At 71.2% G+C, this 607-nt stretch carries 1 protein-coding gene; it reads left to right on the top strand.

What is annotated here, in order from left to right; translation table 11 throughout:
* The coding region (locus tag IEX18_RS18735) for a type IV secretory system conjugative DNA transfer family protein (RefSeq protein ID WP_229664720.1) at positions 1 to 607 on the top strand (607 nt) is incomplete at both ends.

The raw sequence follows: 607 nt of genomic DNA, 5'->3' as shown, positions 1-607 counted from the left end.
GGGCGAGAACGCGCGCGTCACCGCCCGCGCACGCGCCGCCAAGGGGCCGGTGTGGTGCCTCGATCCGTTCGGCGTCTCGGGCCGGACCCCTGCCTGCTACAACCCGCTCGATCGGCTCGATCCCGCCAGCCTCGACCTCGCGGAAGACGCCAACACGCTCGCCGATGCGCTGGTCCACGACGCTGCCGGACAATCGGGCGAAGCGCATTGGAACGAGGAAGCCAAGGCGCTGATCGCCGGGCTGATCCTCCACGTCGTCACGACCGAACCCGCCCACGCCCGCGTGCTGGCGACGGTGCGCGAGTATCTGACGCTCCCCCCTGCCCGCTTCGCCGATCTGCTCGCCGCGATGCAGGACAGCGCCGGCGCTGGCGGCCTGGTCGCTCGCGCCGCCAACCGCCAGCTCGGCAAGTCCGATCGCGAGGCGGCCGGGGTGCTGTCCTCGGCGCAGCGCCACACCCACTTTCTCGACAGCCCGCGCATCGTCGCCAGCACGGCCGCATCCGATTTCACCTTCGCGGGATTGAAGGACGCGACCGCTACGGTGTTCCTGTGCCTGCCGCCCGATCGGCTCGATACCTATGCGCGCTGGTTGCGCCTGCTCGTG

Origin of the sequence: Sphingomonas metalli (genome assembly GCF_014641735.1) — a bacterium.
Taxonomy (GTDB): Bacteria; Pseudomonadota; Alphaproteobacteria; order Sphingomonadales; family Sphingomonadaceae; genus Sphingomonas; species Sphingomonas metalli.
This window is presented reverse-complemented; position numbering and strand designations above follow the sequence as displayed.